9 protein-coding genes are annotated in these 10,686 nt (G+C 62.1%); 6 read left to right on the top strand and 3 right to left on the bottom strand.

Features of this window, described 5'->3' with window-relative positions; all coding sequences use genetic code 11:
• A partial coding sequence (locus VIM95_RS14625) for a LysR family substrate-binding domain-containing protein (RefSeq protein ID WP_331986974.1) occupies positions 1-703 on the top strand: 703 nt, incomplete at its 5' end.
• A 225-nt stretch (positions 704-928) separates the two neighbouring features.
• Positions 929-1,795 (top strand): S1/P1 nuclease, encoded by an 867-nt coding sequence (locus tag VIM95_RS14620; RefSeq protein WP_331986972.1) that lies wholly within the window; start codon positions 929-931, stop codon positions 1,793-1,795.
• A 227-nt stretch (positions 1,796-2,022) separates the two neighbouring features.
• Here the strand turns inward: VIM95_RS14620 and VIM95_RS14615 are convergent, their stop codons facing one another.
• From VIM95_RS14615 to aceA, 3 genes are all read right to left on the bottom strand, one after another.
• Positions 2,023-4,191 (bottom strand): malate synthase G, encoded by a 2,169-nt coding sequence (locus VIM95_RS14615; protein ID WP_331986969.1) that lies wholly within the window; start codon positions 4,189-4,191, stop codon positions 2,023-2,025.
• A 33-nt stretch (positions 4,192-4,224) separates the two neighbouring features.
• Complete coding sequence (locus tag VIM95_RS14610; RefSeq protein WP_331986967.1) at positions 4,225-4,485, bottom strand: hypothetical protein; 261 nt, start codon at positions 4,483-4,485, stop codon at positions 4,225-4,227.
• A 230-nt stretch (positions 4,486-4,715) separates the two neighbouring features.
• On the bottom strand, positions 4,716-6,014 hold the full coding sequence (gene aceA / locus VIM95_RS14605; protein ID WP_331986965.1) for an isocitrate lyase: 1,299 nt from the start codon (positions 6,012-6,014) through the stop codon (positions 4,716-4,718).
• 358 nt (positions 6,015-6,372) lie between these two features.
• Here aceA and grpE point away from each other — a divergent pair, with 358 nt between their 5' ends.
• The 4 genes from grpE to VIM95_RS14585 all read left to right on the top strand — a co-directional run.
• Complete coding sequence (grpE, locus tag VIM95_RS14600; protein ID WP_331986963.1) at positions 6,373-6,927, top strand: nucleotide exchange factor GrpE; 555 nt, start codon at positions 6,373-6,375, stop codon at positions 6,925-6,927.
• Between the two features lie 108 nt (positions 6,928-7,035).
• A complete protein-coding gene (gene dnaK / locus VIM95_RS14595) occupies positions 7,036-8,955 on the top strand; it encodes a molecular chaperone DnaK (RefSeq protein ID WP_331986961.1) in 1,920 nt (639 codons plus the stop codon).
• Between the two features lie 77 nt (positions 8,956-9,032).
• Complete coding sequence (dnaJ, locus tag VIM95_RS14590; protein ID WP_331986959.1) at positions 9,033-10,154, top strand: molecular chaperone DnaJ; 1,122 nt, start codon at positions 9,033-9,035, stop codon at positions 10,152-10,154.
• Between the two features lie 308 nt (positions 10,155-10,462).
• Positions 10,463-10,686 (top strand): outer membrane beta-barrel protein (locus VIM95_RS14585; protein WP_331986956.1); only part of this gene is annotated, 224 nt, incomplete at its 3' end.

Here is a 10,686-nt window from a genome sequence, read left to right as displayed (position 1 = left end):
CTTTTTGCTGCGGGCGCGGGCCATCCTGGCCGCTACCGCCGATGCGGGTGAGGAGGCGCGCCGGCTGGCGCGCGGCGAGACCGGCGAACTGCGTATCGGCTTTACCTCCACCTTGCCGCTGACGCCCATCCTGCCGGCGGTGGCTCAGGACTACCGGCAACGCTTCCCGCATGTGACCCTGCGCCTGCGTGAGATGTATACCGACGACCAGTTCGAGGCGCTGCGGCGCAATGAGCTGGACGTGGGCTTTGTGCGCTATAGCGATACTGCGTTGCCACCGGGCGTGGTCTGCCAGCCGCTACGGCGCGACCCACTGCGCCTGGTCATGCCCAGCCGGCACCGGCTGGCCGGTGAGGCTTCGGTCTCGCTGGCGCAGTTCCGCGACGAGGACTTTGTCGGCTACCCGCCCAGCGCCGGTACCGGTCTGCGCGCCATCCTCAACCTCTTGTGCGCGCGGGCGGGCTTTCAGCCGCGGCTGGCGCAGGAGGCGGGCGAAGCCATCACCCAGATCGGCCTCGTGGCGGCCGGCTTTGGCGTGGCGGTGCTGCCGGCGCCGCTCGATTGTGTGCGGATCGACGGGGTGCGCTACCTGCCTTTACGCGATGACGGCGCCTTTCTGACCATGGCGGCGGCCACCCGTAGCGATGAAGCCTCGGAGCGGGTGAAGCAATTCATGGCCGGCTTGTTGCCCTTGGTGGAATAGGCCTGGGGACTTCCAGAAGCCTCAGTACCTAAGCAAGGCAAGGCGCGAATAACAAATCTCGACGCAGCATATAGCGGATAGGTAAGGAGATATTTTTTATGAGCAACGCCGCATTGCGGCGGTAATGAGGTTTCTGGAAGTTCCCGGTATGCTGTGCGCCGCCATGGCGGCGTCACGTTTATACGCTAGGCTGCCGCCTATCTAGTATTCCTGCCGGAGAGAGCCGTGAAATTCCCAACCCGCCCGTTTGCCCTGCTGCTGTCCGCCGCGCTGGGCCTGTCTGCCCTGCCGGCCAAGGCCTGGCATGACGAGGGGCACCGTATTGTCGCCCGCGTGGCCGACCGCTTCCTGACCGATAAGACCCGCGCCGAATTGCGCCGCATCCTGGGCTCGACCGATGTGCCGGGCAGCCTGGCCACCGCTGCGATCTACCTCGACGACCACAAGCCCATGCTGGCCCAGCAGCAGCCTGGCTCCACTACCTGGCACTACGACGATCTGGAGATCTGTGGCGAGCAGCGTACGCCGTCCTTCTGCCAGAACGGCGCCTGCGCCTCGGCCGCCATCAACCGCCATATCGCCATGCTGGCCGACCCGGCCAACCATGACGGCATCAAGCTGCAGGCACTGCGTTATGTCAGCCATATCATTGGCGACATCCAGCAGCCCTTGCATGCCTCGGACAACCATGACCAGGGTGGCAACGCGATCCGACTCAACCCGGTGTTCGAGTCCTACGGCTTCTACGACAATCTGCACAGCCTGTGGGATGGCTACTGGGTGAAGAAGGCGCTGCGCGTGAGCAAGCTCAAGGAAGCGGACTATGCCGATGCACTGGCTACCCGCTACCAGGCCAAGGCCGGTGATTGGAGCAAGGGGAGTGTGCAGGACTGGATACAGGAATCGCACAAGCTGGCCGAGACCGTGACCTACGGCAAGCTGCCCGGCTTTGCCTGCGGCGCTGCGCCGAGCAAGGACAAGCTGACGCTGGACAAGGACTACCTGGCGCTGGGTGACGAGCTGGTGCCGGAGCAACTGTTCAAGGGCGGTGTGCGCCTTGCCAATGTGCTGAACGACGCGTTGGGCAAGTAAGCCTCTGCTGTCCGGAAAAGCAAAAGCCCCTGGCGTGATGCCAGGGGCTTTTTCGTACCGTACCCGCTGCACTTTGAGAGTAAGCCCACTCGCGCCAGCGAGGCTCCCTCGCGGCGGCGAGGGCGGGGGAGCGGAATTAATCAGCAAGGAATGGTTGAGGATTCGGTACCCTAAAACGCCCGGCTTTGCCGGGCGGTGAATAGCCCTCAATACCCTCGCTACGGTTTCTACCGGCGTTCAGCTGCCTTGGCTGCCAGGCGGCTGCGGTGCAGCACCGGTTCGGTATAGCCATTGGGCTGCTTGACGCCTTCAAACACCAGTTCACAAGCGGCCTGGTAGGCAATGCTGGCGGCAAAGTCTGGCGCCATGGGCTGGTACAGCGGGTCAGCCGCATTCTGGCCGTCGACAATGGCGGCCATGCGCTGCATCACTTCGCGGACCTGCTCGGCCTTGACCACGCCGTGGCGCAGCCAGTTGGCAACGTGCTGGCTGGAGATGCGCAGCGTGGCGCGGTCTTCCATCAGGCCCACGTCGTGGATGTCCGGTACCTTGGAGCAACCCACGCCCTGGTCCACCCAGCGCACCACATAGCCCAGAATGCCCTGGCAGTTGTTCTCCAGCTCGGCCTGGATATCGGCCGCCGACCAGTCGGTGCTGGGGGCGAGCGGAATGGTCAGGATATCGGCCAGGGCAGCACGTTGGCGTTGGGCGATCTCGACCTGGCGCTGGGCCACGTCGATCTGGTGGTAGTGCAAGGCATGCAAGGTGGCGCCGGTGGGCGAGGGTACCCAGGCGCAGTTGGCACCGGCATTGGGGTGGCCCTGCTTGGTAGCCAGCATCTCGGCCATCAGGTCGGGCTTGGGCCACATGCCCTTGCCGATCTGGGCGCGGCCCTTGAGGCCGCAGAGCAGGCCGACATCGACGTTCCAGTTCTCGTAGGCGGCGATCCAGCGTTCCTTCTTCATGGCTTCCTTGCGGACCATGGCGCCGGCTTCCATCGAGGTGTGGATCTCGTCGCCGGTGCGGTCCATAAAACCGGTATTGATGAAGATGGTGCGCTCGCGGGCTTGGCGGATGCATTCCTTGAGGTTGACCGTGGTGCGGCGTTCCTCGTCCATGATGCCGATCTTGAGCGCATTGCGCGGCAGGCCGATGGCGGCCTCGACGCGGGCGAACAGCTCGACTGCGAAGGCGACTTCCTCAGGACCGTGCATCTTGGGTTTGACGATATACATGCTGCCGGTGCGCGAGTTGCGCAGCTTGCCGCGGCCGAGGATGTCGTGCTTGGCGATCAGGGCGGTGATGGCGGCGTCCATGATGCCTTCGAACACATCCTTGCCCTGGTGCTGGATGGCCGGGTTGGTCATCAGATGACCGACATTGCGCAGCAGCATCAAGGACCGGCCGTGTAGGCGCAATTCGCCCCCGGTGGCGGCGTGGAATACGCGATCGCCATTCATGCGGCGGGTGACGGGCTTGCCGCCCTTCTCGAAGGTATCCTCCAGCGTGCCCAGCATCAGGCCCAGCCAGTTGCGGTAGACCTCGACCTTGTCTTCGGCATCGACCGCGGCGACCGAGTCTTCGCAATCCTGGATGGTGGTGACGGCGGCTTCAAGGCACAGATCCTTGACGTGCGCCGGGTCGTCCTTGCCGATGGGGTGGTTGGCGTCGATCTGGATTTCGACATGCAGGCCGTTGTGCTTGAGCAGCACGCTGGCCGGTACCGGGGCCGAGCCGGTGAAGCCAACAAACAGCGCCGGGTTCTTGAGGCCGCTCTCCTCGCCGCCCTTGAGGGTGACGCGCAGCTTGCCGTCTGCGACGGCGTACTGGGTGGCATCGGCGTGCGAACCGCTGGCCAGCGGGAAGGTGTCGTCCAGGAACTGGCGGCCGAAGGCGACGACCTTGGCGCCACGTACCGGATTGTAGCCCTTGCCCTTGTCGGCGCCTCCGGCCTCAGGGATCACGTCGGTGCCATAGAGCGCGTCGTACAGCGAGCCCCAGCGGGCGTTGGCGGCGTTGAGCGCATAACGGGCGTTCTTGACCGGCACCACCAGCTGGGGACCGGCCAGGGTGGCGATTTCGGCGTCCACATTCTCGGTCGTGACCGAGAAATCCGGGCCTTCCGGCACCAGATAACCGATCTCGGTCAGGAAGGCCTGGTAGGCGCTGGCGTCGAACTTGGGGTTGGCCTGGTGCCAGGCGTCGATCTTGGCCTGCAGCACATCGCGCTTCTGGAGCAGTGCCTCATTGGTCGGCGTCAGATCGGCCACGATCTGCTCGAAAGCCGACCAGAAAGCGTCGTTCTCCACCCCGGTACCCGGGATGATCTCGTCGCGCACCAGCGCGTAGAGTTGCGAGTCGATGGCGAGCGCGCCGTGTTGGATACGTTCAGTCATGCTTCCAATGCTCCTTATATATGTATAGAGAGCTCAACCTAGGCCCTGAGACTCTGCCCAGATGACTTTACCCGGGTGGTGCAGTTGTATGGTCTCTATGCATTCTTGGATGCGGCCTAGATCATCAGGGCTGATTTCATCGTCGAAGTAGGTCAGTGCGATAGGTGCAGCATCGAACTGAAGCTCCTCTGCGGGAGTGAGGATGCTTCCACCCAGCCATAGCGCGCAGCTGCCGCTGAAATTCAGCGAGAGAAAGCTCTTATAACCGGCCCGAGTGATGATGAAGAAGACCATAAACGCCTAGTCCGCGTGTGCGAGTAAAAACGCCGCCTACGCTCTTTAAAGAGCGGGCGGCGTTATCAGGTAGAGCGTGTCACTAACGAGCGTCAGCGAGGCTCCCCTCCGTGAGGAGGGGCGGGGGGGAGGCGAGATATCAAGGGACTGACCTAGATATTCGCTACCGGCATAACCCGGCCGGCTTTGCCGGTCGAGCGCTGCACCTCACCCCAAAACCTCAAACCAGGTCAGTGAAACTGCTCTTCCTCAGTCGAACCGGTCAGCGCGGTCACGGACGAGCGGCCACCCTGGATCACGGTGGTGACATCATCGAAGTAGCCGGTGCCGACTTCCTGCTGGTGGCTGACGAAGGTATAGCCACGGTCGCGGGCGCCGAATTCCGGCTCTTGCACCTTTTCCACATAGGCGGACATGCCGCGGGCCACGTAGTCCTGGGCCAGATCGAACATGTTGTACCACATGGAGTGGATGCCGGCCAAAGTGATGAACTGGTACTTGTAGCCCATGGCGCCGAGCTCGCGCTGGAACTTGGCGATGGTGGCGTCGTCCAGGTTCTTCTTCCAGTTGAAGGACGGCGAGCAGTTGTAGGCCAACAGCTTGCCCGGGTGCTTGGCGTGTACGGCCTCGGCGAACTTGCGGGCGAACTCCAGGTCCGGGGTGCCGGTCTCACACCAGACGAGGTCGGCGTATTCGGCGTAGGCCACAGCGCGGCTGATAGCCTGCTCGATACCCTTCTTGGTCTTGTAGAAACCTTCGGCGGTACGCTCGCCGGTCAGGAAGGGCTTGTCGTTCTCGTCGTAGTCGCTGGTCAAGAGGTCAGCGGCTTCGGCATCGGTACGGGCGATCACCAGCGTGGGTACGCCGTAGACGTCGGCAGCCAGACGGGCGGCGATCAGCTTTTGGACGGCTTCCTGGGTCGGGACCAGTACCTTGCCGCCCATGTGGCCACACTTCTTGACCGAGGCGAGCTGGTCTTCAAAGTGCACGCCACCGGCGCCGGCGCGGATCATGGACTTCATCAGCTCGTAGGCGTTCAGTACGCCGCCAAAGCCGGCTTCTGCATCGGCCACGATGGGGGCGAAGTAGTCGATGAAGTCCTTACTACCTTTTTCGATGCCCTTGGCGTGCTGGATTTCGTCGGCGCGGGTGAAGGCGTTGTTGATGCGCTCGACCACGGCCGGTACCGAGTTGACCGGGTACAGCGACTGGTCGGGGTACATGGCGGAGTAGCCGTTGTTGTCGGCAGCAACCTGCCAGCCGCTCAGGTAGATGGCCTTCACGCCAGCCTTGACCTGCTGCATGGCTTGGCCGCCGGTCAGGGCGCCCAGGCAGTTGATATAGGGTTCATTGTTGACGAGGTTCCACAGCTTCTCGGCGCCGCGGCGGGCCAGGCTGTACTCGTTCTGGACGGAACCGCGCAGACGCTCGACGTCGGCGGCGGTATAGCCACGCTTGATACCCTTCCAGCGGGGGTTGGTATCCCAGTCCTGTTGAATGGCTGCAATACGTTGTTCGCGAGTCGACATATCTCTATACCTCGTTGGGCGGCATGCCCCGGCGAGCCGGTGGCACGCAAATCATTGGGGAGTTAGCTCGGGAGGGGCTCGCAGTCTTCGGCGAACCGGCGCCCAGGCTGGATAGCGGCTTGGGGCGATATGGACCCGGGTCTGGCGAAGGGTGGGCCAGCTAGGGTTTTCCTTAACTTGTGTAGTCGATTATAAGGAGTTTCATGTGCAGTGCACCATTTTTTTCAAACGAGCGTCTGATTTATAGAAAACTGCAACATTGCGCCTGTGTTGCTATGGCAACATGTCGCGCTTTTCGGGTCTTGAAAGTGGAATAACCATCTCCATATCAGGGCTATCGTTTTTGGAGAAACAGGCCATGCAACAGGAAAACCAAGCTGACAACCCCGTGGATCAAGCGCTTGAGCAGGACGTGGCGCCTGCCGAGCACGAGGAGGCCGTAGCGGCCGAGAGCCTGGAGGCCCAGGTGGCTGCGCTGGAAGCCAAGGTGGCGGAACTGCAAAGTGCGCTGCTCTATGCCAAGGCTGAGGGCGAGAACATCCGCCGCCGTGCCCAGGAAGACGTTGCCGCGGCGCACAAATACTCGGTCGGCAAGTTCGCCAGCGAGCTCTTGATCGTGAAAGACTGCCTTGAGATGGCGCTCAAGGACAACTCGTCCATCGAGAATATCAAGATGGGTGTGGATATGACCCTGCGCAACCTCGCCGGCGCCTTCGACAAGTTCCAGATCAAGGAAGTGGACCCGCAGGTGGGCGAGAAGCTCGATCCGCACAAGCACCAGGCCATGAGCGCGGTGGAAGCGGAGCAAGAGGCCAATACCGTGGTCAGCGTGATGCAAAAGGGCTATGCCATTGCCGAGCGCGTGCTGCGGCCGGCCATGGTGGTGGTCGCCAAGGCCAAGAGCGAAGGCTGAATGCGCCGGGTCTTGAAAGCCCTGGGACGCATCCCCACTTAGCCAACAAGGTTATTCAGAATATCGGGCCAGCCCTGCTGGCACTCGAAACAGGAAAGGAACAAGGACATGGGCAAGATTATTGGTATTGACCTCGGCACCACCAACTCGTGTGTGGCCGTACTGGAAGGCGGCAACGTCAAGGTGATCGAGAACGCCGAAGGCGCTCGCACCACGCCGTCCATCATTGCTTACACCAACGACGACGAAATCCTGGTCGGCGCCCCCGCCAAGCGGCAGGCTGTCACCAACCCCAAGAACACGCTGTACGCCGTGAAGCGCCTGATCGGCCGCAAGTTCGAAGAGAAGGAAGTGCAGAAGGACATCGACCTGATGCCTTACACCATCGCCAAGGCCGACAACGGTGACGCCTGGGTGGAAGTGAAGGGCAAGAAGATGGCCCCGCCCCAGATCTCGGCCGAAGTGCTGCGCAAGATGAAGAAGACCGCCGAGGACTACCTCGGTGAAGAAGTGACCGAAGCCGTGATCACGGTGCCGGCCTACTTCAACGACAGCCAGCGTCAGGCTACCAAGGATGCCGGTCGTATCGCCGGCCTGGACGTCAAGCGCATCATCAACGAGCCGACCGCGGCTGCGCTGGCATTCGGCCTCGACAAGAAGGAAAAGGGCGATGCCAAGATCGCCGTCTATGACCTGGGCGGCGGTACCTTCGACATCTCCATCATCGAGATTGCCGATGTCGATGGCGACAAGCAGTTTGAAGTGCTGGCCACCAATGGCGACACCTTCCTGGGCGGCGAAGACTTCGACCAGCGCCTGATCGACTACATCGTCACCGAGTTCAAGAAGGAACAGGGCATCGACCTGAAGAACGACGTGATGGCCCTGCAGCGCCTGAAGGAAGCCGCGGAAAAGGCCAAGATCGAGCTCTCCAGCACCACCCAGAGCGAGATCAACCTGCCCTACGTGACCATGGACGCAACCGGCCCCAAGCACTTGGCCATGAAGATCACCCGCGCCAAGTTCGAGAGCCTGGTCGAGGACCTGATCGAGCGCTCCATCGAGCCCTGCCGCATTGCGCTGAAGGATGCCGGCCTCAAGATCACCGATATCGACGACGTGATCCTGGTCGGTGGCCAGACCCGTATGCCCAAGGTGATGGACAAGGTGAAGGAGTTCTTCGGCAAGGAAGCCCGCCGTGACGTGAACCCGGACGAAGCCGTGGCCGTTGGTGCCGCCATCCAGGGTTCGGTGCTGTCGGGCGACCGCAAGGACGTGCTGCTGCTGGACGTGAGCCCGCTGAGCCTGGGTATCGAAACCCTGGGCGGCGTGATGACCAAGCTGATCCAGAAGAACACCACCATCCCGACCAAGGCTTCGCAGGTGTTCTCGACTGCCGAGGACAACCAGAGCGCGGTGACCATCCACGTGCTGCAAGGGGAGCGCGAGCGTGCTGCGGCCAACAAGTCGCTGGGCCAGTTCAACCTGGAAGGCATTCCGGCTGCTGCCCGCGGTACCCCGCAGATCGAGGTGGAGTTCAATATCGACGCCAACGGCATCCTGCATGTGTCGGCCAAGGACAAGGCGACCGGCAAGGCCAACAACATCACCATCAAGGCGAACTCGGGTCTGTCGGAAGAAGAGATCCAGCGCATGGTGAAGGACGCCGAAGCCAATGCCGAGGAAGACAAGAAGCTGACCGAACTGGTGGCTGCTCGCAACCAGCTGGAAAGCCTGATCCACTCGGTGAAGAAGTCGCTCTCCGAATTCGGTGACAAGATCACTGCCGAGGAAAAGACCGCCATCGAAGCCGCCCTGGCGGATGCCGAAGGCGTGGTCAAGAGCGAGGACAAGGCCGAGATCGACGCCAAGTCCGAGGCCCTGATGTCTGCCTCGCACAAGCTGGCCGAGAAGATGTACGCCGCCCAGCAAGGTGCTGAAGGCGCGGCCCCGGCGGGTGGCGAGGCGAAGAAGGACGACGGCAACGTGGTCGACGCTGAGTTCACCGAAGTCAAAGACGACAAGTAAGATCGCTTGATCGCTGGGCGCAGCATGGGCCGGGACTGTTCCCGGACTGTGCTGCGCCTTTGCCGTAAGGAAAGAGCATGGCAAAAAGAGATTTCTACGAAATCCTGGGGGTAAACAGGGACGCCAGCGACGAGGACATCAAGAAGTCCTATCGCAAGCTGGCAATGAAGTACCACCCGGATCGCAACCCGGACAGCAAGGAAGCCGAAGAGAAATTCAAGGAGGCCAAGGAGGCCTACGAGATTCTCTCTGACGAGCAAAAACGCGCTGCCTATGACCAGTATGGCCACGCCGGGGTAGACCCGCAGGCCGGCATGGGCGGTGGCGGCTTTGGCGGCGGTGGCTTTGCCGATGCCTTCGGTGACATCTTCGGCGACATCTTCGGCGGTGGCCGTGGTAGCCGCTCCAATGTCTACCGGGGCTCGGACCTGCGCTACAACCTCGAGATCAGTCTTGAGGAAGCGGCACGCGGTACCGAGACCAAGATCAAGATTCCGACCCACGAGGAGTGCGAGGTCTGCCACGGCAGCGGTGCCAAACCGGGTACCCAGGCCAAGACCTGCGGTACTTGTGGCGGCCATGGCCAGGTGCGGGTGCAACAGGGCTTCTTCTCGCTGCAACAAACCTGCCCGACTTGCCACGGCAGCGGCAAGGTGATTCCCGACCCATGCCGGTCGTGCCACGGCCAGGGCCGTGTGAAGTCGCAAAAGACGCTGAACGTGAAGATCCCGGCCGGCGTGGACGAGGGCGATCGTATCCGCCTGAGCGGTGAAGGTGAGCCGGGCGTCAACGGCGGTCCGCCGGGTGACCTGTATGTGGTCATCCACCTCAAGTCGCACAGCGTGTTCGAGCGCGAGGGCAACGACCTGCATTGCGAGATGCCGATCAGCTTTGCCGTGGCGGCGCTGGGGGGGGAGATCGAGATCCCGACGCTGGAAGGCGCCGTGAAGCTCAAGATCCCGGCCGAGACCCAGACCGGGGCGGTATTCCGCCTGCGCGGCAAGGGTATCAAGGGCGTGCGCAGCGCCATTACCGGCGACCTGATGTGCCATGTGGTGGTCGAGACGCCGGTCAAGCTGACCGACAAGCAGAAGGAACTGCTGCGCGAGTTCGAGAACATCAGCCTGCAGGATGACGCCAAGCACAACCCACGCGCCAATTCCTGGATGGACAAGGTGAAGGACTTTTTCTCGAACTGAGCCTCTCTCCCGTAACAACAAAAAAGCTGCCCAGGGCAGCTTTTTTGTTGCCGGTGCGCGCCCCGACTTGGTGGTCGGTCGCTGTCGACCGACCCTTGGCGGGCAAGGCACTTGGATCACCCCGACTGGCGCACCCGCCGTCGTGGCGGTGGCAGTACCGGCAGAAGACCGTGTCATGGGCAATAGGTTCCCATGTAAATATTATCGCTTCCCCTAGCTAGGACGGGCTTTTGCGGGCTGGTATTATCGCCACCCCTCCCCTCCAGAGGAGGGGATTCAAAACATAAATTTGACTAGAGGACAAAGTCATGAAGAAGCAATTCTCCCTGCTCGCTATCGCCGCCGTACTGGCCGCTCCCGCTTTCGCTGACAACTTCTACGTTGGTGGCGACGTTGGCAGCAGCAAGATCGAAGCCGACGCCGGCAACGGTTTTGACATCAGCAAGACCGACACCACCTACTCGGTGTTCGGTGGCTACCAGTTCCACCCCAACTTCGCTGCCGAAGTCGCCTACCGCGACCTGGGCAAGGT

This window comes from Chitinimonas sp. (assembly GCF_036568685.1).
Lineage (GTDB): Bacteria > Pseudomonadota > Gammaproteobacteria > Burkholderiales > Chitinimonadaceae > Chitinimonas.
This window is presented reverse-complemented; position numbering and strand designations above follow the sequence as displayed.